The sequence below is a fragment of the Stutzerimonas stutzeri KOS6 genome, assembly GCF_000307775.2.
In the GTDB taxonomy this organism is placed as follows: Bacteria; Pseudomonadota; Gammaproteobacteria; order Pseudomonadales; family Pseudomonadaceae; genus Stutzerimonas; species Stutzerimonas stutzeri_B.
On sequence record NZ_KK020676.1, the window covers coordinates 1,670,831 to 1,691,096 of the forward strand.

Genomic DNA, 20,266 nt, shown 5'->3' on the forward strand with positions numbered 1-20,266 from the left:
ACAGCCTCCTTTAGAGTTCGAAACGGTCTTTGGAACGTTCTTTGACGGCTTTCTCGTCGTCTGGCAGGTACAGCGGACCTTTCTGGCCACAACCGCTGAGCGCGGCGGCGAAGACGGCGAGGGCGATGAAGGGAAGCAGGAGGCGCTTCATGAGGGCTGGAATCCTTGAAAAATCTAATCGCCGGAGTATACCCAGCACCCGCCGGATTGCCTATGCGAGCTGCACGCCACACGGCGGCTGCAAGGCCCGGCGACTCGCCTGATCCGGCCGGGCCCTGCTAAGCTCGCCGCCATCGCGTGCGGCCAGCGCCGCCTGCAGAACAATTCGAGGAAGTGTTGCATGAGCCTGAGCGAAGCCCGTTACCACGATCTGATCGATGCCTTGCAGGAGAGTGTCGAAGATGTATTCGATGACACCAGCCTGGATGTCGATCTTGAAAACTCCGGTGGTGTGCTGACCGTGCGCTTCGACAACGGCAGCCAGCTGATCCTCAGCCGTCAGCCCGCGCTGCGCCAGTTGTGGGTCGCGGCGCGCTCCGGCGGGTTTCATTTCGACTACGACGAAGGCAGTCGGCTGTGGCTGTGCGATGCCAGTGGCGAGCGGCTCGGCGAGCTGCTCTCACGGGTGACGCTGGAGCAGGGCGGCGAGGCGCTGGAATTCGAGGATATCTGACTCTTTCGGTGTGCAGGCCCCGAAATCCGCGGGCTGCAGGCAGGGGCCTTGCTTATTCGGGCTGCTGTGATAGTGTCTTTCGCAGGTCACAAAACCCCGCCTTCGGGCGGGGTTTTGCTTTTTTCGTCCTTTCGATTTTCGCAGGAGCTTGCCAGAACCCATGACCAGTGCACCGCCGATCATTCTTACCCAACTCGACCTGCAGCGCCTCGAGCGGCTGCTTGACAGCCTGGACGACTACGGTCCGGCCGCCGAGGCGCTCGAGCAGGAACTGTCGCGGGCGCAGATCGTGGAACGCAGCGAGATGCCGGCAGGTGTCGTGACCATGAACTCGCGGGTACATTGCCTCGACGAGGGCAGCGGCAAGGATTACCACCTTACGCTGGTCTATCCTCACGACGCCGGCAAGGAAGGTACCGTTTCGGTGCTGGCGCCGGTGGGTACGGCCCTGCTCGGCATGAGCGTCGGCCAGCACATCGACTGGCCGGCTCCGACCGGCAAGCTGATCAAGCTCACCCTGCTCGCCATCGAATACCAGCCCGAGGCCGCGGGCGATCCGTTCTGAGGCGCGCCGTTCACTCGATGAGCTGCCCGCTGGTTACGCTTGCCGGGCTGGTGCCGGCAGTGCTGCGGCAGGGCGATCCTGGCGCCTGGGAAACTGCTGCTCCTGTCCTCAGTACCTGATAGCCGAATTCAGCGCAGCTTCCAGCCGTGACTTGTAGCGCAGGTACTGCACCGTCTGGCTGCGCCCGGTTCCATGCAGGCCTGAGAGGTCCAGGTCGGTAATGTAGCAGGGGTAGCGCTCGCCATCACGGCGGTGCGAAATGATGGTGCGGGCCACGGCGGCGAATAGATCGGCGCCATACTCCAGCCCGGAGAATTCCTGCTGGTTGCAGTACAGCGTGACCTGCGAGCGACCGCTTTCGCCGGCTTCGACAATGGCCTGCACATCGTAGAACGGGTCGCTCACTTCGCCCTGCGGTACCGGGCGTCGCTCCAGCTGAAGTGGCTGCGTATCGTTGCCCGGCCTGATGCGGTAGATGAGCACTTCCGGATCTGCCGCCTCCGGAACCGGGCTCGGCTGCTGGGCCCGGCGTCGGTAGAATACCGACTCGAGAAAGCGCATCAGCGGCTTGAGTAGCGTGCGTTCGTCGCGATAGGGCAATGTCTGGTGCCACAGTGCGTTGCACTCGTCGAGTACGCTCAGAGCCGCCGTCTCGCCGGTTTTGCGATAGAACACCTGCAGGCAGCCCGGACGCCCCTGGGCGAGGATCAGCGCCAGTTCGTCACCGGCCAGCGCCCGACTATCGAGCAGCAGCGGGCTGAATGCATGATGTGCCTCGGCGAGGTGTTCGAGCAATGCCTCGCGGTCGTTCAGGCTTGTCAGTCGCAGCGTGTCGTCGGCGCGTTGCAGGACATGGAAGTGCTGGCGGATCTGCAGCAGGTGGCGTGCGCGAGGTGAGCCGGCGAGGCTGTGGTATGCATCATGGAAAATCTGCTCCATCCGGCGGGCGATGGCCTGGCCGCGGTTGCGGGCGAAGCAGAACACCTGCAGTGGCGGTTCTGCTGCGCTCCATGAGTGGCTCAGGTAGTCGCGCAGGCACTGGGGCAGCGCCTGCGGACCTTCGTAGCGGGTTACCAGCAGCTCGTTCCAGCTATTGAGAGTGATCTGGTCCACGCTCAGCACGAGATTTTCCGGCGTTGCGTTCCGGGTGGCCTGCTCGGCGCTCGCTGGCTGCTCCGGTGTGAGCAGCGTCGGGTCCAGGCCGATGTTGACCAGCAAGAGCACGCGGCTGGGCCTGCTGGCAGCCAGCAGCGCCTCTTCGCCAACCGGTGCCAGCGGCAGGGGCAGCACGCGGCGCAGATCGCTTAGCAGCGAGAACAGTTCTGCTTCGCTCAGGCCACTGTCACCGGGGAACAGCGACAGCTGGGTACCTGCGTCGATCACCCCGTTGCGATGACCCCAGGCAAGCAGCGCGACCAGCTCACGAAAGCGTTTGAGGGGCGCGAAGTGGGCCAGCTCGAGGACCGTGAGCTGGCCCTGATAGAGCGTCCAGCGCGCATCCCCTGCTGCATCGTAGTCGTGCACGAGGGTCAGACTGTCCTCGCTCATGTCCGGGGAAATGCCGAGGTTGACGAACTCCACCTTGCCGGCCTTGCGCTCGATGGCGGCGTACAGGCGGCGACCCAGTACGCCGAGGTCGCGACTGGTGAGCGGGCTGGCCGCCTGCAGGCGGCGGGTGAAGTCGCTGAGAAAACGGTAGCCGTAGGTCAGTTCGTTGACCAGTGCGCGACGCTCCTGGCTGACCTGGCGCACCTTCCAACGGCTGCGGTTGTCGAGCAGGTTGAACTGTCGTTCGTCCCACTGCCAGTCGCGAGTCAGGCCTTCGAGCACGGTCCGCTGCCAGCTCTTGTTGCGGTTGAGTGGCGGCCGGCTGAGAGGGCGATTGATTTTCAGATACAGGCAACGGCGTGCCAGCTCCAGGCGCTCGCGTTCGCCGCGTTCGCCGAGATAGTGCTCGATGGCCCGGTAGGCGGCGATGTACGGGTCGAGTTGCTCCAGTTCGATGCGGCCCTGGTAGACCGCCTGCTTGAAATCCAGCGCCAGGCAGCGTAGCTGCGGGTGCCGGCTGGCATAGACCTCCACCAGCAGCAGCTTGAACAGGGATTTGTAGGGCGAGTCGATGGCCTTGTAGAGCTGCCAGAGGCCGGCACCGACAAACTCACCCGGCGGGATCTGGCCAAGGTGGCCCAGGTCGAGTACTTCGTCTGCGCGAACGAAACGCTTGGCCAGCAGGGTGGCCACGTACTCATCGTAGCGATGCTCTTCATAGTCGGGCACCAGCCACCAGAGCGGGGTACAACCACCGAGCCAGAGCGCGGTACGGTAGAACTCGTCCAGCAAGAGATAATGCTGCGTGGTTCCGCAGTCATCGGATGTCAGCTTGGCTTCACGCTGGCCCTGAGTGAAACGCTGCGGATCGACCAGGAAGAAGTGTGCCTCGCTGCCCTGAGTGGCTGCCCAGCTTCGCAGCGCATCGCATTTGCGGCGCAACTCCGCTATCTGCCTGGCATCCAGTTCCGGGTCGTGACAGACCCAGACGTCCAGATCACTGTGTTCGTCCTGTGCCACGGTGCCCAGGCTGCCCATGAGATAAAGCCCGAGGATCGGCTGGGGCGCCTTGCCGCGCAGTGGCTTGTAGATGAACGAGCGGCTGAGACGCTGCACTTCTGCCAACTGATCGGCATCCGGCTCGTAGTTGGCGAGCCCGGCGGGCGTAGTGGCCGAGACATAGCCGGGAAGGATCGGATGATTGACGTGAAACAACAGGGGCAACAGCTTGAGTACCTGCTGCTGGCGTGTCGACATAGCCTGTGCGGCCCGCGCCAGGCGTGCACTGTTGACTGCGAGGAATCGCGCCCGCAGCGCGCTCAGCACCTTGCGATCGATGCCTTCTTCGAGAATCGGATGGATGATGTGCTGGGTGCGGGTCATGGCGGTTCGTGCAGGCGAGGCGGACCCTGTTCATCGGCCGCCGGACGCAGGCCTTGAGGTTGCAAAAGCTGTCACTCGTCGCCCGGCGCAGGCCTCCTTTCCCGCCCGGAGCAACCGAAGCAATCAGGCGGCAGCGGTTTCCGACAGGATGGTCAGCAGCGTTTGCGCCTGTTCGGCCGCATCGCGACCGAGGCTGGTGAGATAGCCGCCATCGGCCTGCGTGATCAGGCCCTTGGCATGCAGGCGCCCGAAAGCGGCAATGGTGGATGGGCTGGCATCGTGATGCACCTTCAGCCCTTCCTGCAGATTTTCCAGATTGAACTGTCGAAGGACTTCCAGTTCGGCGACCAACTCAGGGGTGTACGACATGCTCGCTCCTCGGGTGGTGGGCTCTTGCCCTGTGTGCTGAGTGTAGTTGCTGTCGGCGACTTCGCCTTGATCCAGGTCCGGTCCGGAGGAGGAGGTGCGCAGCATCGGTACCAACCGCAGGTCCGGTTCGGGCGGCGTGCTTTCCTCCGCAGTGGGGCGCTCGACCTGGCTGCGTCCCATGCGCTTCTGCGGCGCGTTGAAGGTCCTATTCGGGCAACTCCGGCAGATTGCGCAACATGCTCTCGTAGGCTTCGCCATCAAAGGGGCGGTCCTCACTGAGCATGCTGCGGATTTCATGGGCCAGGACCAGTGCCATCATCTGCAGGCTTTCATCGCGCTCATAGCCGACCAGGGTCAGCTTGTTCAGGGTCGCCTGGGTGGCGGGCGGATCGCCTGCTTCCAGCTGGTTCTCGATAGCCTGGATCAGAGTGGATTCGGCGAAGGCTTCATCTTCGTCGCTGCTGGGCATGTCTTGCGCCATGGCGGGTTTCTCGTCGTGCGGTGCCGGATTCTCTTCGTCGAGCTGGCAGATCGTGCAGCTGCCATCATCCGGTCGGTTGGTTTCGACGTAGCGTACCCGCCGATGAGCGGCTTGGCGATGAGCATCGATGCGATAGCGTGGGCGGTCTGGGTCGCGCATGAGTTGCTCCAGAGTATGACTGCGGCTAGCCACCAGGCAGATGCCGGGATAATGCATGCCGATATCGCCTCAATCGATGAGGCTCAGTGCCAGGCACAGTACGCCAAATGCGCTCCAGACCAGCGAGAAGATCAATGGCGTGCGCAGCGAGAACAGCAGGGTGCGCTTGTAACGATGTCCGCCGACCGGGCTGCTGCCCTCGCCGAACAGCGCCGACTCGTTGTTCGGCAACATGCCGACTCGGCCTTCGAGCTGCAGCAGTTCGGACTGCTTCTGATGCCAGCGCTCGATGACATCGAAGTTGGCCTTGATGCCGGGCATGGCATGCAGCGAAGTGGTCAGGCCGAGCACGGCGAGGATCGCCGGCACCACCAGGCGGAACAGCTCGCCCCATTCCGGGTTGCTATTGGCCATTGATGAAGCGAAGGCAATCATCAGGAACGACTGCGAGGACATGTAGGCACTGGTGCGTTCGGCCAGCAGCGAGGATTCGAAATGGATTTCCGAACGGTAGAACGCCAGGCGCTCCTTGGGCGAGTCGAAGAGCTCGGCGCCCTGGGTATCCTGGTTCAGCAGCAGGGTGCGCAGGTCGGTCATGCAGGCCTCGATGAGTACGGGAGGCGCGGCTGCAATTTGCCGCCGGCTGCATGTAGGTCAAGCGTAATGCCCGAGAGTTCCGGCCGGCGACTCGGCGGTCGGTAGCGAGGGCGGCAGCGGGGCAGGCATCGGCAGGATCACTGCGGCGCCCCGCTGCCAGGAGCGGACCATCAGCGACCGGCGAGCAGTTCCTGGCCACGCTTGACCGCGGCGTGGACCTGAGCTGGCGCGGTACCGCCGATGTGGTCGCGGGCGTTCACCGAGCCTTCCAGGGTCAGCACGGCGAAGACGTCGTCGCCGATCTGGTCGCTGAACCGGCGCAGTTCGTCGAGGCTCATCTCGGCCAGGTCCTTGCCGCTCTCGACGCCGTACTTCACCGCGTGGCCGACGATCTCGTGGCAGTCGCGGAAGGGCAGGCCCTTGCGCACCAGGTAGTCGGCCAGGTCCGTGGCGGTGGAGAAGCCGCGCAGCGCCGCCTCGCGCATGATCTCGCGCTTCGGTCGGATCGCCGGAACCATATCGGCGAACGCACGCAGGCTGTCGCGCAGGGTGTCGGCGGCGTCGAACAACGGCTCCTTGTCTTCCTGGTTGTCCTTGTTGTAGGCCAGCGGCTGGCCCTTCATCAGGGTCAGCAGACCGGTCAGCGCGCCGAATACGCGGCCACTCTTGCCGCGCACCAGTTCCGGCACGTCCGGGTTCTTCTTCTGCGGCATGATCGAGGAGCCGGTGCAGAAGCGGTCGGGCAGGTCGATGAACTGGAACTGCGCGCTGGTCCACAGCACCAGCTCTTCGGAGAAGCGCGACAGGTGCATCATCGCCAACGAGGCAGCAGCGCAGAATTCGATGGCGAAGTCGCGGTCGGAGACGCCGTCCAGCGAGTTGCCGGAGATCGCTTCGAAGCCCAGCAGTTCGCAGGTGATCTCGCGCTGGATCGGGTAGGTGGTGCCGGCTAGCGCCGCCGAGCCCAGTGGCATGCGGTTGGTGCGCTTGCGGCAATCGACCAGGCGCTCATAGTCACGCGAGAGCATTTCGAACCAGGCCAGCAGGTGATGGCCGAAGGTCACCGGCTGTGCGGTCTGCAGATGGGTGAAGCCGGGCATGATGGTGTCGGCTTCGGCTTCCGCCAGGCCCAGCAGGCCCTGCTGCAGACGGGTGATCTCGCCGAGAATCACGTCGATCTCATCGCGCAGCCAGAGGCGGATGTCGGTGGCCACCTGGTCGTTGCGCGAGCGCCCGGTATGCAGCTTCTTGCCGGTCACGCCGATGCGGTCGGTGAGGCGCGCCTCGATGTTCATGTGCACGTCTTCCAGATCGACGCGCCAGTCGAAGGTGCCGGCTTCGATCTCGGCCTGTATGTCCTTCAGGTTGGCGATGATCTGGTCGCGCTCGTCCGCACTCAGCACGCCGGCCTTTTCCAGCATGGTGGCATGGGCGATCGAGCCCATGATGTCGTGGCGATAAAGGCGCTTGTCGAACTCGACGGAGGCGGTGAATCGGGCGACGAAGGCGTCGACGGGCTCGCTGAAACGGCCGCCCCAGGACTGGTTGGTCTTGTCGGTGCTCATGTATGCGCTCGCTGAAATCCGAAGGCTGAGGAAAGGCGACGATGATAACAGGGATGACGCTGAGGGCGTGCCCACCGCGAAGGGTGAGCTGGCTGGCAAATCCGCACGATTGCGAGCCTGTCCACGAGCGCTCGGCTTGCCGTTGTGCAAGTCGGCAAGGAAACTGCCAGGCAGGCGAACCGACAGGCTGAATCGTGTGAAATCCACTGCCGTATCCGATGACTTTTTCGTGCCCGAGCTATGTCAGCCCGATGCCTTGCTCGGCCTGGTCCTGCTCGCCGAACTGCTGGTATTCGTGCTGGTGCTGGCCGAGCCGATGCAGCCCGGCTTCAACTGGATGCGGCTGGCGCTGACCTCGCTGTTCGTGCAGTGGATCGTCCTGCTCTCGGCCGGCACCATGTGCCTGCTACGTCCTCTGCTGGCGCGGCTCGGCGCGGCGATAGCAGGGCTTGCCTGCTGCACGCTGGTGGTCGGGCTGACCCTTGCCTGCACCGCCGTGGCCGACATTTATCAGCTCGGCGGCCCGCTGTCGCGCCAGGGCGAGGCCAATCTTTACCTGCGCCATGCGCTGATCAGCCTGATCATGTCGGGGCTGCTGCTACGCTATTTCTATCTGCAGAGCCAATGGCGCCGTCAGGAACAGGCCGAGCTGCGCGCGCGGATCGAATCACTGCAGGCGCGCATTCGACCGCACTTCCTGTTCAACAGCCTCAACAGTATCGCCAGCCTGGTGGCGACCGACCCGAACAAGGCCGAGCAGGCAGTGCTGGATCTGTCCGACCTGTTTCGCGCGAGCCTGGCGCGGCCCGGCACGCTCGTGGCCTGGCGCGACGAACTGGAGCTGTCGCGGCGCTATCTGTCGATCGAACAGTATCGTCTGGGAGATCGCCTGCAGATGGACTGGAAGGTCGACGGCGTGCCGGACGACCTGCCGATACCGCAGCTCACGCTGCAGCCTCTGCTGGAGAATGCACTGGTGTACGGCATACAGCCGCGGATCGAGGGTGGGGTGGTCAGCGTAACCGCCGATTATGTCGGTGGCGTGTTTCGATTGGTGGTCAGCAACCCTTTCGATGAATCCGCTCAAGCGCAGGCATCACGCGGTACGCGCCAGGGGCTGCAGAACATCGACGCACGATTAGCGGCACTTTTCGGTCCGCTAGCGAGTCTCAGCGTGGAGCGCCGTGAAGGCCGCCATTACACATGTCTACGCTATCCATGTGCGAGACAAACGCAGGAAGCCTGATCTATATGAATGTCCTGATTGTCGATGACGAACCTCTAGCCCGCGAGCGCCTCAGCCGACTGGTAGGTGACCTCGACGGCTACCGAGTCCTCGAACCCGCCGCCAGCAATGGCGAAGAAGCATTGAGGCTGATCGAGGAACTGCGCCCTGATGTCGTGCTGCTGGATATCCGCATGCCGGGGCTGGATGGCCTGCAGGTTGCAGCCAGGCTTTGCGAGACGGATGCGCCGCCTGCCGTGATCTTTTGTACGGCCCATGATGAATTTGCCCTGGAGGCGTTCCAGGTCAGCGCGGTTGGCTACCTGGTCAAGCCAGTGCGCCCGGAGCACCTCTCCGAGGCGCTGAAGAAGGCCGAGCGGCCGAACCGGGTGCAGCTCGCCGCGTTGACCCGGCCGGCGGCGGTATCCGGCGGCGGGCCACGCAGCCATATCAGTGCGCGGACGCGCAAGGGCATCGAGCTGATTCCGCTGGACCAGGTGATCTACTTCATCGCCGACCACAAGTACGTCACCTTGCGCCATGCCGGTGGCGAGGTGCTCCTGGATGAACCGCTGAAATCCCTGGAGGACGAATTCGGTGATCGCTTCGTGCGCATCCATCGCAATGCGCTGGTGTTCCGTGATCGCATCGAGCGCCTGCAACGCACGCCGCTCGGGCATTTCCAGCTGTTCCTCAAGGGCCTCGAAGGCGAGGCGCTGACGGTGAGCCGCCGGCATGTGGCGGGTGTGCGCAAGCTGATGCAGAACCTCTGAGCCAGCACGGTTCCCTGCGCAGGTGGCCGTCAGCTCGAGCAACTGGCGGGCTCCGCGCGGTGGCGCTACACCACCCTTTACTTGATTCCGGCCAACCCAGGCTGGTTGTCCGGCCTGTTATCATCGCCGGCAATTCATTGTTCTGGAATTGCCCATGTCTCGCGAAATTCGCATCGCCACCCGCAAGAGTGCCCTGGCCCTGTGGCAGGCCGAATACGTCAAGGCGCGCCTGGAAACGTCGCACCCCGGGCTGAAAGTCAGTCTCGTGCCGATGGTCAGCCGTGGCGACAAGTTGCTCGACGCACCGCTGGCGAAAATCGGGGGCAAGGGGCTGTTCGTCAAGGAACTGGAAACGGCGCTGCTGGAGAATCAGGCGGACATCGCCGTGCATTCCATGAAGGATGTGCCGATGGAGTTCCCCGAAGGACTGGGCCTGTACTGCATCTGCGAACGCGAAGACCCGCGTGATGCGTTCGTCTCCAATCACTTCGACAGCCTGGACGCGCTGCCGCCCGGCAGCGTGGTCGGCACCTCCAGCCTGCGCCGTCAGGCGCAACTGCTGGCGCGTCGGCCGGACCTGAAGATCCAGTTCCTGCGTGGCAACGTCAATACGCGCCTGGCCAAACTCGACGCCGGCGAATATGACGCGATCATTCTTGCTGCTGCGGGGCTGATTCGTCTTGGCTTCGGCGAGCGCATCCGTTCCAGTCTCGGTGTCGACGAGAGCCTGCCGGCCGGCGGTCAGGGTGCGGTGGGGATCGAGTGCCGTACCGGAGACAGCGAGCTGCACCAGCTGCTGGCCTGTCTGAACGATGCGCAGACCGCCACCCGCGTCGCCGCCGAACGCGCGCTGAACAAGCGGCTGAACGGCGGCTGCCAGGTGCCGATCGCCTGTTACGCGGTGCTCGAAGGCGAGCAGTTGTGGCTGCGCGGGCTGGTGGGGCAACCCGACGGCACCTTGTTGCTGCGGGCCGAAGGCCGCGCACCGGTCGCCGATGCCGAGGCACTCGGCGTGCAGGTCGCTGAAGCCCTGCTCGCCCAGGGTGCCGAGCAGATTCTCCAGGCGGTGTACGGTGAGGCTGGTCACGCGTGACCGGTTGGCGCCTGTTGCTGACCCGGCCCGCCGAGGAGTGTGTGGCACTGACGGCTATCCTGGCCGAGGCCGGTGTGCACAGCGCGAGCCTGCCGCTGCTGGCGATCGAACCCCTGTCGGAGACCGCCGGGCAGCGGGCGACGATGCTCGATCTGGATCGCTATTGCGCCGTCATCGTGGTCAGCAAGCCTGCCGCGCGCCTGGGTCTCGAGCTACTCGACCGATACTGGCCGCAGCCGCCGTTCGGTCAGGCCTGGTTCAGTGTCGGTGCCGCCACCGGGGCGATCCTCGAAGATTACGGGCTGGATGTCAGCTGGCCGTCGCTCGGCGACGACAGCGAGGCGCTGCTGGCGCTGCCGCGCCTCGAGCAGGCGCTGGCCAGGCCGGATCCGAAGGTGCTGATTCTGCGCGGCGAGGGCGGGCGCGAGCTCCTTGCCGAGACGTTGCGCGGGCGTGGCGTCCAGGTGGATATCCTTGAACTCTACCGCCGCACCCTGCCTGACTACCCGCCGGGAGCGCTGGCAGGCACCGTTCGCTCGGAACGGCTCAACGGCCTGGTGGTCAGCAGTGGGCAGGGTTTGTTGTCGCTGCGTGAGTTGGCAGCCGATACCTGGCCCGAACTGCTTGAGCTACCCTTGTTCGTGCCCAGCCCTCGGGTAGCGGAGATGGCCCGCCAGTTGGGCGCCAAACGAATTGTGGATTGCCGTGGCGCCGGAGCCGCGGCCTTGCTGGCGGCCTTGCGGGAAACCGCGCAGGCCGCTTCCTGATGCAAAGGATGGAAACGTGAGCGAAGCAGATTCCAAGAAAGAACCGCTGCAACCCCCCGCCAGTGAGCCGGCTCCCGCCGTCGAGCCTACCAAGCCCGCCCCTTCCAGACCGTCTCCCAATGCAGGCGCAAAGCCGTTGCTGGCATCGCTGGCGCTGCTGGTAGGCCTGGGCGGTGTAGCGCTCGGCGGCTATGCGATATGGCAGTTGCAGCAACTCGGTGCTCAGGAAGATCGTCAGCTCGAAGCGCTGCAGAGCGCCGGTGAACAGACCCGCCAACTGGCCGAGCGCGAGCGTCAGCTGGCCGCACGTCTGGGGCGCCTGGAGCAACTGCCGTCGGCCAGTGAGCTGGAAGAGCGGCGGCGCCTGCTGGGCGCGTTGCAGAGCGACCAGCAGCGTCTTTCCGGCCGTGTGGAGCAGGTGCTCGGCGCCAGTCGCGAAGAATGGCGTCTGGCCGAGGCCGAACACCTGCTGCGCATGGCCATGTTGCAGCTGTCGGCGATGCAGGACGTGAAGAGTGCCGAAATGCTGGTGCACGAAGCCGACCTGATTCTGCAGAAACAGGACGATCCTGCTGCGTACGGTACGCGGCAGAAGCTGCTGGAGGGGCTCGAGGCGCTGCGCAGCCTGCCGGAACTCGACCGGACCGGTTTGTTCCTGCAGCTCGGCGCGCTACGCGGGCAGAGCAGCCAGCTCAGCGCGCTGGCACCGGAGTTCGTCAATGGTGCGGCGCTGCCTGAAGGTGCGCAGGACAATCGCTGGCAGCGCTGGTTGAACGAGCTGACGCGTTACGTGCGGGTGGATTTCGATGCCAGTGCCGACGTGAAGCCGCTGCTCGCCGGACAGACGCTGGGGCAGGTGCGTCTGGCCTTGTCGCTGGCCATCGAGCAGGCGCAGTGGGCGGTGCTCAACGGCAATGCCAAGGTCTATCGCCAGTCGCTCGAACAGGCGAGCGCATTGCTCGAGGATCATTTCAGCGGTGACAACGGCCAGGCCCGCGGCCTGCGCGAGCGCCTCGAGACGCTCGCGCAACGCGAAGTGGAGGTGACGCTGCCCGACCTAACGCCCGCGCTGCAGGCCCTGCAGGGCTATGTACAGAAGCGTGAGCGCGGCGCGGATGGACTCGTTCCCGAGTCGCCGACGCCAAAGCCTGAGACGGAAAACGAGGCGCAGGAGGCCCAGCGCTCATGAAACGTCTGGCCCTGGTACTCATTGTTCTGCTTGCGGTTGCAGGCTTGCTCGGCTGGGCGATCAGCCAGAGCGCCGGTTATGTACTGATTACCTACGACCGGTTCCGCTACGAGTCGAGCTTCTGGGTCTTCCTCGCACTGGTTGGCTGCCTCTGGCTGCTGGCGATGGCCGTGCACTGGTTGCTTGGGTTGTTGCAGGTGTCCGGGGCGCTGGTCAACCCCTGGTCGAGGCGCCACCGTGCGCGGCGGGTGGAGAAGGCGTCACGCCTCGGCCTGCGCGAGCTTGCCGAAGGTCAGTGGGGGCCGGCGCTCGGTCATCTGCAACTGGCGGCAGAGAAAGATCGCCAGCCATTGGTTCACTATCTGGGCGCAGCGCGGGCGGCCAACGAGCTGGGCGAATATGCGCAGAGCGATGAGTTGCTGCAGAAGGCACGTGAGCGTGAGCCCGAGGCGGCGCTGGCGATCGGTCTGACCCAGGCGCAGCTGCAGATCGCCCGTGGCCAGTATGTCGAAGCGCGCGCATCGCTCAGCGAGCTGCAGAACGAACACCCGCGTCACCCGTACGTTCTCACGTTGCTCCAGCAGCTCTACGTGCAGCTGCAGGATTGGCCGGCGCTGTGCAGGCTGCTGCCGGAGCTGCGCAAGCATCGCGTGCTGCCGCCGGCACGCCTGAGCGAGCTCGAGCTGCTCGCCTGGACCGCCGCGGTCGAGCAGGCCGGACAGCCGTCCGAGTCGTCTGCCGAGGCTGGCATCGAGGCGCTGAATCAGCGTTGGCAGACGGTACCCAGCGCGCTGCGTGGCGAAGCCCTGGTCGTGGGGGCCTATGCCGACGGGTTATCTCGCCTGGGTGCCCAGGCCAAGGCTGAGGAAGTGCTGTACGCAGCGATCAAGCGCCAGTTCGACGACCGCTTGGTGGAACGGTATGGACGGGTGCCGGGCCGGGAGCCGGCGCGGCAGCTCGCCCATGCCGAAGGCTGGCTCAAGGATCACCCGCAGAATCCGGTGCTGTTACTGGCATTGGGGCGGATCAGCCAGCGCAACGAACTGTGGGGCAAGGCGCGTGACTATCTGGAGGCGAGCCTGCGCTTCGATCATCGTCCGCAGACCTATGCCGAGCTTGCGCGTTTGCTGGGACAGCTGGGCGATACCGAAAGCAGCAACCGGCTCTTCCAGCAGGGCGTCGGTCTGCTCGATCGCAATCTCCCCACCACCCCGTGATGGGTACGTCAGGTCCGCAAGGTGCGGGCCTGACGCCTTCGCGCCGCTTGTAAGACAATCGCCGTTTCCACTACCGTAGCGGACTTTTCCAGCTTGCGGAGCCACCATGCGCCTGGCCAGCCCCCGTTCCCTGTTCCTTCTCGCCTCTGTCGCATGTGCGCTGTTGATCGCCGTTGCGCTCTACATGGAGCACGCGATGGGGTTGGCGCCATGCCCGCTGTGCATCGTCCAGCGCATCTGCGTGATCGCCTTCGGGCTGGTCTGCCTGGCGGCTGCGATTCACGGCCCGGCAAGGATCGGTCGACGCGTCTATGCCGGCTTCGGCCTGCTGTTCGTGTTGTTCGGCAGCGCCACGGCGATTCGCCAGATCTGGTTGCAGAGCGTGCCGGCCGATCAGTTGCCGAGCTGCCTGCCGAGCCTGGAATACATGATGGAGGCGCTTCCGTTTCAGGATATTGCCCGCCTGGTGCTGCACGGCACCGCCGAATGCGCCGAAGTAAGCTGGACGATGCTGGGGCTCAGCATCCCCGAGTGGAGCCTGTTGGCCTTCATCGGCATGGCCATCGTCTGTAGCTGGCAGATACTGCGCCGCGACTGAGCCATCTTTACCTTCCTGCATCGAACTCCTGCTGCGCTCGCAGGGTCTTCTCATGGACGTGCAGCTGGCGCTGCGTGCTGGTGAGATTCGTAGGCATTTCGCTTGATGCATCGAGCGCCGCGGCATAGTCTGCTCCTGCGGTGACGGATTCTTGCCATTCGCTGCCGCCACTCACCCGGGGCCGATACCGAAAGACAAAAAAACGTCTCGGAATGGCGTACAAAGCATCATCGATTAGGGAAGTGAGGTCATCATGCTCGAGAGCTGTCGCAATGCCCAGGAACGCTGGGGTGGTGTACATCTTCTGATCGATCGCTGGTTGCACGAGCGCCATGCATTGATCAGCGCATACGACGGTTTGCATACCGAGCGCGACGAAGCCGCTCGCCTGGCTCTTCAGCGCTTCTGCGAGTATCTGGTCGACTATGTCTCGGCCGGCCACTTCGAGATTTACGAGCAGTTGCTGGCCGAGGCCGAGGCCTTCGGCGATCTGCGGGCCATCGAATTGGCCAAGCAGATCTATCCGCGTATCGAAACCATCACCCAGGTCGCGCTTGGCTTCAATGATCGCTGCGAAAAGGGTGATTGCCTGGGTAGCCCGGGGTTGAGCGACGAGCTCAAGCAATTGGGTCAACTGCTGCACGAGCGCTTCGAGCTGGAAGACTGCCTGATCGAAGTGCTGCACACCGCGCACACGCAGGCTGCCGCTACCACCGCCTGAGGCTTCTGGTCCCGCTCCAGTGTTGCCACCGGCTGCCCCGCGGCGGCTGGCGGCCGCAACGCGGGCCGTCTAGTATGGGTGCACTGTTCCTGCCAGGAGGCACCTTCATGCCCGCTAAGAAGAAGTCGGTTACTACTCCGCTGCATTTGTTGCAGCAGCTTTCCCACAGTCTCATCGAACATCTCGACAAGGCGTGCAGCCAGGCGATCAGGGATGCCGAAAACACCCTCGCCAAGCTGCAGAAGCAAAGAGGCAAAGCGCAGGACAAGCTGACCAAGGCCCGCGCCAAGCTGGACGAAGCGGGTAGCGCCGGCAAGGCCAAGGCACAGGCCAAGGCTCGCACGCGACACACCGAACTCGAGGAATCGCTCGCGCTGCTGCAGGCTCGCCAGAGCGAGACACTGACCTATCTGGCTGAGCTCAAGCATGACGCGCAGGAGAGCCTCAAGCTGGCACAGGGCATCCGTCAGGTAGCCGATGCGGCGGACAAGGCGCTGCAAAGCCGTCAGCAACCAGCTGCCGTCAAGCCCGCGGCGGCTCCGCGGCGGCCCGCGCGCAAACTGGCCACCAGGCCTGCTGCCAGCGCCGCCAAAACGAGCACGGCTCCTGCCACGACCACAGCCGCCAAGAAGCCGGTGGCTGAAAGCCCGGCCAAGGCTCCTGCAAATGCGTCCGCCAAGCCGTCAACTGCGCGCAAGGCTCCAGCCCGTAGCCGGTCGAGCGGTAGCGCCAAGGCCGCCTCGGTGCCTCAGCCAGCCGAAGCTGCCGCACCTGCCGTGGAGACCCCGGCAAAGCCCGTTGCCGCCAAGCCGGCCGTGCGCAAGCCGGCGGCCAAGCGCAGTACCGCCAGTGCTCAGGTGTCATCCAGTTCCAGCTGAGTCTGGGCTGCCGCGCAGCGCAGCGTCTCAAGCGCCGCGCGGCATCCGTCGACGGGTGCCAGGCTGTCCAGCCACTCGTCAGTTCCGCCATCTGCCGGCCATTGGCTGCTCGCTGCCTGCAGTCGCTCCAGCAGATTGCGCTCGGCCTCCAGTTCCAGCGTCTTGAGCGCTTCGCGCAGCTTGTGCAGCGCAGCATCCTGCTCGGCCAGCGGACGCCAGTCCTGGCGCAATCCGCGCAATGGCTGAATCACATGCTGTCGCCAGGGCGTGGCTCGTTGCTCGAGTGCGTCCCGGCGATCCGTATCGTAGGCGACGCCGCGCATTTGCAGCCAGGTCGCGCAGAGCAGCAGGCAGATATCGGCGCCCTGGCTCTGCAGCTTCAGGCAGGCGGCTTCGACGCCCGGCCGCGCATAGCAGGCGAGGGCAAAAGTCCACAGGTTGGGGTTCGACATAGCGCGCACCTTTTTTTGTTGGCAGTCCGGCTGGCTTTCCAGGCGAACTGATAAACTCGCCGGCATTATGATCCGACTTCTCAATCTCACTCTACAGCGTGGCCCCCAGCGTCTGCTGGAAGGCGCCGAGCTGACCCTGCACCCCGGCCAGAAGGCCGGCCTGGTCGGCGCCAATGGCGCTGGCAAATCCACCCTCTTTGCCCTGCTGCGTGGCGAGCTGGTGCCCGATGGCGGCGATTGCCAGTTGCCGCCACACTGGCGCATCGCGCACATGCGCCAGGAGATCGATACCCTCGATCGTCTGGCCGTGGACTATGTGCTCGATGGTGACGTCGAGCTGCGCCGCATTCAGCGCGAGCTTGCCGCCGCCGAGCAGGCACATGATGGCAACGCATTGGCCCGTCTGCATACCGAGCTGGACAGCGCCGATGGCTATAGCGCCGATGCCCGTGCGCGCAAGCTGCTCGCCGGGCTGGGCTTTGCCAACGAGCAGATGACGCTGCCGGTCAGCAGCTTCTCCGGGGGCTGGCGCATGCGCCTGAACCTGGCGCAGGCACTGATGTGCCCGTCGGATCTGCTGCTGCTGGACGAACCGACCAACCACCTCGATCTCGATGCCATCCTCTGGCTGGAGGACTGGCTCAAGGGCTACCCCGGCACCTTGCTGCTGATTTCCCACGACCGCGACTTCCTCGACTCGGTGGTCGATCACGTCATCCATCTGGAACAGCGCAAGCTGACGCTCTACCGCGGCGGCTACTCGGCCTTTGAAAGAACCCGCGCCGAGCGTCTGGCGCAACAGCAGCAAGCCTTCGAGAAGCAGCAGGCGCAGCGCGCCCACATGGAAAGCTATATCCGCCGCTTCAAGGCCCAGGCGACCAAGGCGCGCCAGGCCCAGAGCCGGATCAAGGCGCTGGAGCGTCTCGAAGAGCTGGCGCCGGCACATGTGGATTCGCCGTTCGACTTCCGCTTTCGCGAGGCGGACAAGGTGTCCAGCCCGTTGCTCGATCTGGCCGAAGGACGGCTCGGCTATGGCGAGAAGGTGGTGCTGGAAAAGGTCAAGTTGCAGCTGGTACCTGGCGCCCGCATCGGTTTGCTGGGTCCCAATGGCGCCGGCAAGTCGACCCTGATCAAGACCCTCGCCGCTGAGCTCGCACCCATCGCCGGTCGTCTGCAGCGTGGTGAAAACCTGGTGGTCGGATACTTCGCCCAGCACCAGCTGGACTCGCTCGACCCCAAGGCCAGCCCGCTGCTGCATCTGCAACGCATCGCCGCCAGCGAGCGCGAGCAGACCCTGCGCGACTTTCTCGGTGGCTTCGATTTCCGCGGCGAGCGCTGCGAGGAGCCGGTGCTGAATTTCTCCGGCGGCGAGAAGGCACGCCTGGCGCTGGCGTTGATCGCCTGGGGCAAACCCAACCTGCTGCTGCTCGACGAACCGACCAACCACCTCGATCTGGAGATGCGCCTGGCACTGACCCTGGCTTTGCAGGATTTCGAGGGCGCTGTGCTGGTGGTATCCCACGACCGTCACTTGCTCAAGAGCACCACCGACGAGTTCCTGTTGGTCGCCGACGGCCAGGTCCGGAACTTCGATGGCGATCTCGAGGATTATGCGCGCTGGCTGGTGGATTACCGGGCGCGCCAGCAACCCGTGGAAAGCGGCGAGCCTGCGGCGGACAAGACCGACAAGCGCGCCCAGCGTCAGGCTGCCGCCGCACTGCGCCAGCAGCTGGCGCCGCACAAGCGCCAGGCGGACAAGCTGGAGAAGGACCTGGCGACGGTGCACGAAAAACTGGCCGTGCTCGAGACGAGCCTGGGTGACAGCGCGCTCTACGAAGCGGCACGCCGGGATGAGTTGCGCGAGCTGCTGGCCCGGCAGGCCGAGCTGAAGGTGCGCGAAGGCGAACTGGAGGAGGCCTGGCTGGAAGCGCTGGAAACCCTGGAAAGCCTGCAGGCACAGCTGGAGGCCAGTGCATGAGCGAGCCGTGGTTTTCCCTGGTCGAGGAATGGCGACTGCAGTGGGTGCTGGGCCTGCAGGTAGTGCTGATCCTGCTGGTGGGGTACGTGCTGCAGCGTCTGGTCGCACGCGGGTTGACCCGCCTGTCGTCACGCTACCCGTTGCCGCCCGAACTCCTGCTGCCGGTGCGCGGCGGCATCCGCTGGTTCATCATGGGCGGCGCGCTGATCATGGTGCTGGAGCGCTTCGGGGTTTCCGCCACCGTACTGTGGACGGCCATTTCCGGTTTCGTCGCGGTGGCAGCGATCGCCTTCTTCGCGATCTGGAGCGTACTGTCCAACCTGCTTTGCGCGGTGCTGATCCTGACTGTCGGTCCGTTCCGCCTGGGTGACGTGGTGGAGATCGTCGAGGCGTTCGACAAGCCGATCGTCAAGGGGCGCGTCATCGATATCAATCTGCTCTACACCACTTTGGAAGAAGTGGCCGAGGCGGGTACCGGCGCCATCGTGCAAGTACCCAACAGCCTGTTCTTCCAGAAAGCCGTGCGCCGCTGGCGTGGCAGCGAAGTGCAACTCTTCAACCGTAACCCCAACGAGTAATAACCACTATGGAATGGCTCAGCAACCCTGAAATCTGGGTCGCTTTTCTGACCCTGACTGCCCTTGAAATCGTTCTGGGCATCGACAACATCATCTTCATCTCCATCCTGGTCAGCCGGCTGCCCAAGGAACAGCAACCCAAGGCGCGGTTCTTCGGGCTGGCGCTGGCGATGGGCACGCGCATCCTGCTGCTGCTGTCGATCGCCTGGGTCATGCGGTTGACCAACGATCTGTTCACGGTCTGGGGCGAAGGCGTTTCCGGGCGCGATCTGATCCTGTTCTTCGGCGGCCTGTTCCTGCTGTTCAAGAGCACGCTGGAGATCTGGCACAGCGTCGAGGGCGAGGAGGAACATCAGGATGGCGGCGGTGCGGTCAAGGCCGGCTTCCTGAGCGTGATCCTGCAGATTGCCGTGATCGACATCATCTTCTCGCTGGATTCGGTGATCACCGCGGTCGGCCTGGTGCAGAACGTTCCGGTAATGGTCGCTGCGATCGTCATCGCCGTGCTGGTGATGATGCTGGCCGCCGGAACCATCAGCGACTTCATCGAGAAGCATCCGACGCTGAAGATTCTTGCCCTGTCGTTCCTCATCGTCGTCGGCACGCTGCTGATCGCCGAAGCCTTCGGCGTTCATGTGCCCAAGGGCTACGTCTACTTCGCGATGGCCTTCTCGCTGGGTGTCGAGGCGTTGAACATTCGCATGCGCAAGGCCATGAAGCGCAAGCTCAAGGAGCCGGTGAAGCTGGGCAAGGGCTCGCCGGACTGAACCGAAGCGCCGGCCGTGGCCGGCGCAACCGCCTGAACGGAGGGCTTCACGATGTCACTGGAAACCTGGCTCGCTTTCTTCGTCGCCTGTTGGGTGATCAGCCTGTCGCCGGGCGCCGGCGCCATCGCTTCGATGTCCTGCGGCTTGCAGTACGGCTTCTGGCGCGGCTACTGGAACGCCATCGGCCTGCAACTGGCGTTGGTGCTGCAGATTGCCGTGGTCGCCGCAGGCGTCGGGGCCGTGCTGGCTACCTCGGAACTGGCGTTTGGCCTGATCAAGTGGTTCGGTGTCGGCTACCTGCTGTGGCTGGCCTGGAAGCAATGGCAGGCGCAACCGCAGACGCTGAACGATTCGGCGGCGCCGCGACCCATCGGCAGGCCGCTCAGCCTGGTGTTGCGCGGCTTTCTGGTCAATGCCAGCAATCCCAAGGCGATCGTCTTCATCCTCGCCGTACTGCCGCAGTTCCTCGACCCGCAGCGGCCGTTGCTGCTGCAATATAGCGAGATGGCCGCGACCATGGTGGCGGTCGATCTGGTGGTCATGGCCGGCTACACCGGTCTTGCCGCCAAGGTGTTGCGCCTGCTGCGCACGCCGCGCCAGCAGCGCCAGGTCAATCGCAGTTTCGCTGTCATGTTCGCCGGTGCCGCGGCGCTGCTGGCGACTGTCCGGCGTGCTGCCGCATGAGCGTGC

Annotated in this window: 22 protein-coding genes; 15 read left to right on the plus strand and 7 right to left on the minus strand. The window is 64.6% G+C overall.

The annotated features are described in order from the left end of the window. Positions 1-10: 10 nt before the first annotated feature. Positions 11-151 carry an LPS translocon maturation chaperone LptM gene (gene lptM / locus B597_RS35790; RefSeq protein WP_003295520.1) on the minus strand — a complete coding sequence of 47 codons (141 nt, stop codon included), beginning with the start codon at positions 149-151 and terminating at the stop codon, positions 11-13. 189 nt (positions 152-340) lie between these two features. Between lptM and cyaY the strand changes: the two genes are divergently transcribed. Beyond that, entirely contained in the window at positions 341-673 is a 333-nt protein-coding gene (cyaY, locus tag B597_RS35795; RefSeq protein ID WP_003295521.1) for an iron donor protein CyaY, read from the plus strand. 160 nt (positions 674-833) lie between these two features. Beyond that, complete coding sequence (gene rnk, locus B597_RS35800; protein WP_003295523.1) at positions 834-1,238, plus strand: nucleoside diphosphate kinase regulator; 405 nt, start codon at positions 834-836, stop codon at positions 1,236-1,238. Positions 1,239-1,346: 108 nt separating this feature from the next. Here the strand turns inward: rnk and B597_RS35805 are convergent, their stop codons facing one another. The 5 genes from B597_RS35805 to argH form a co-directional block, all read right to left on the minus strand. Continuing rightward, positions 1,347-4,169, minus strand: coding sequence for a class I adenylate cyclase (locus tag B597_RS35805; protein ID WP_003295525.1), 2,823 nt, complete (start codon positions 4,167-4,169; stop codon positions 1,347-1,349). A 123-nt stretch (positions 4,170-4,292) separates the two neighbouring features. Further along, a complete protein-coding gene (locus B597_RS35810; protein ID WP_024162085.1) occupies positions 4,293-4,538 on the minus strand; it encodes a TIGR02647 family protein in 246 nt (81 codons plus the stop codon). A 205-nt stretch (positions 4,539-4,743) separates the two neighbouring features. Further along, a complete protein-coding gene (locus tag B597_RS46430; protein WP_024162086.1) occupies positions 4,744-5,178 on the minus strand; it encodes a hypothetical protein in 435 nt (144 codons plus the stop codon). 69 nt (positions 5,179-5,247) lie between these two features. Beyond that, on the minus strand, positions 5,248-5,775 hold the full coding sequence (locus tag B597_RS35820; protein ID WP_003295530.1) for a hypothetical protein: 528 nt from the start codon (positions 5,773-5,775) through the stop codon (positions 5,248-5,250). A 170-nt stretch (positions 5,776-5,945) separates the two neighbouring features. Beyond that, positions 5,946-7,340 (minus strand): argininosuccinate lyase, encoded by a 1,395-nt coding sequence (argH, locus tag B597_RS35825; RefSeq protein WP_003295531.1) that lies wholly within the window; start codon positions 7,338-7,340, stop codon positions 5,946-5,948. A 196-nt stretch (positions 7,341-7,536) separates the two neighbouring features. Between argH and B597_RS35830 the strand changes: the two genes are divergently transcribed. The 9 genes from B597_RS35830 to B597_RS35870 all read left to right on the plus strand — a co-directional run bounded on the left by B597_RS35830 (position 7,537) and on the right by B597_RS35870 (position 15,801). Next, positions 7,537-8,586, plus strand: coding sequence for a sensor histidine kinase (locus tag B597_RS35830; RefSeq protein WP_003295532.1), 1,050 nt, complete (start codon positions 7,537-7,539; stop codon positions 8,584-8,586). Positions 8,587-8,591: 5 nt separating this feature from the next. Continuing rightward, on the plus strand, positions 8,592-9,338 hold the full coding sequence (locus tag B597_RS35835; RefSeq protein ID WP_003295533.1) for a LytR/AlgR family response regulator transcription factor: 747 nt from the start codon (positions 8,592-8,594) through the stop codon (positions 9,336-9,338). Positions 9,339-9,492: 154 nt separating this feature from the next. Beyond that, on the plus strand, positions 9,493-10,431 hold the full coding sequence (gene hemC, locus B597_RS35840) for a hydroxymethylbilane synthase (RefSeq protein WP_003295534.1): 939 nt from the start codon (positions 9,493-9,495) through the stop codon (positions 10,429-10,431). Continuing rightward, on the plus strand, positions 10,428-11,198 hold the full coding sequence (locus B597_RS35845) for a uroporphyrinogen-III synthase (protein WP_003295536.1): 771 nt from the start codon (positions 10,428-10,430) through the stop codon (positions 11,196-11,198). Before hemC ends, B597_RS35845 begins: the two co-directional genes overlap by 4 nt. Positions 11,199-11,214: 16 nt before the next feature. Beyond that, a complete protein-coding gene (locus B597_RS35850) occupies positions 11,215-12,387 on the plus strand; it encodes a uroporphyrinogen-III C-methyltransferase (RefSeq protein ID WP_024162087.1) in 1,173 nt (390 codons plus the stop codon). Continuing rightward, the gene (locus B597_RS35855) at positions 12,384-13,604 is read left to right on the plus strand and encodes a heme biosynthesis HemY N-terminal domain-containing protein (protein ID WP_003295538.1); all 1,221 of its coding nucleotides are present in this window, start codon (positions 12,384-12,386) and stop codon (positions 13,602-13,604) included. Before B597_RS35850 ends, B597_RS35855 begins: the two co-directional genes overlap by 4 nt. 106 nt (positions 13,605-13,710) lie before the next feature. Further along, positions 13,711-14,202, plus strand: a complete 492-nt coding sequence (locus tag B597_RS35860; RefSeq protein WP_003295539.1) for a disulfide bond formation protein B — start codon at positions 13,711-13,713, stop codon at positions 14,200-14,202. 253 nt (positions 14,203-14,455) lie between these two features. Continuing rightward, positions 14,456-14,923, plus strand: coding sequence for an Rsd/AlgQ family anti-sigma factor (locus tag B597_RS35865; RefSeq protein ID WP_003295541.1), 468 nt, complete (start codon positions 14,456-14,458; stop codon positions 14,921-14,923). 107 nt (positions 14,924-15,030) lie between these two features. After that, positions 15,031-15,801: an AlgP family protein gene (locus tag B597_RS35870; RefSeq protein WP_003295542.1), complete on the plus strand. Its 771-nt coding sequence runs from the start codon at positions 15,031-15,033 to the stop codon at positions 15,799-15,801. Here the strand turns inward: B597_RS35870 and B597_RS35875 are convergent. Next, positions 15,777-16,253 carry a TIGR02444 family protein gene (locus B597_RS35875; protein WP_003295544.1) on the minus strand — a complete coding sequence of 159 codons (477 nt, stop codon included), beginning with the start codon at positions 16,251-16,253 and terminating at the stop codon, positions 15,777-15,779. The genes B597_RS35870 and B597_RS35875 overlap by 25 nt on opposite strands. A 67-nt stretch (positions 16,254-16,320) precedes the next feature. Between B597_RS35875 and B597_RS35880 the strand changes: the two genes are divergently transcribed. Genes B597_RS35880 through B597_RS35895 form a run of 4 tightly spaced genes read left to right on the plus strand, consistent with a single transcriptional unit; the run spans position 16,321 to position 20,260 of the window. After that, the gene (locus B597_RS35880; protein ID WP_003295545.1) at positions 16,321-18,231 is read left to right on the plus strand and encodes an ATP-binding cassette domain-containing protein; all 1,911 of its coding nucleotides are present in this window, start codon (positions 16,321-16,323) and stop codon (positions 18,229-18,231) included. Further along, positions 18,228-18,809 (plus strand): mechanosensitive ion channel family protein, encoded by a 582-nt coding sequence (locus B597_RS35885; RefSeq protein WP_003295547.1) that lies wholly within the window; start codon positions 18,228-18,230, stop codon positions 18,807-18,809. Before B597_RS35880 ends, B597_RS35885 begins: the two co-directional genes overlap by 4 nt. 8 nt (positions 18,810-18,817) lie before the next feature. Further along, the gene (locus B597_RS35890; protein ID WP_003295549.1) at positions 18,818-19,576 is read left to right on the plus strand and encodes a TerC family protein; all 759 of its coding nucleotides are present in this window, start codon (positions 18,818-18,820) and stop codon (positions 19,574-19,576) included. A gap of 51 nt (positions 19,577-19,627) precedes the next feature. Then, a complete protein-coding gene (locus B597_RS35895) occupies positions 19,628-20,260 on the plus strand; it encodes a LysE family transporter (protein WP_003295552.1) in 633 nt (210 codons plus the stop codon). Positions 20,261-20,266 lie beyond the last annotated feature (6 nt).